Annotated in this window: 1 protein-coding gene; it reads left to right on the top strand. The window is 69.0% G+C overall.

Features of this window, described 5'->3' with window-relative positions:
* Window positions 1-229: acyltransferase domain-containing protein (locus IH48_RS34145; RefSeq protein WP_037844351.1), on the top strand; the 229-nt coding region annotated here is incomplete at both ends.

Raw genomic sequence — 229 nt, forward strand, 5'->3', positions numbered from 1 at the left:
CCTCGACGCCCTCACCGCACTCCAGGACGGCCGGCCCTCACCGCACCTGGTGACCGGCCCCACCGATCACCATTCCCGCGTCCCGGGCAAGATCGCGTTTGTGTTCCCTGGCCAGGGTTCGCAATGGCCGGGCATGGGCCGCGAACTCCTAGAGACCAGCAGTGTCTTCCGCACCCACATGCAGGCCTGCGCCGACGCCCTCGCCCCACACACCGACTGGTCACTCCTC

It is taken from the genome of Streptomyces sp. NRRL F-5126 (assembly GCF_000721265.1).
Taxonomy (GTDB): Bacteria; Actinomycetota; Actinomycetes; order Streptomycetales; family Streptomycetaceae; genus Streptomyces.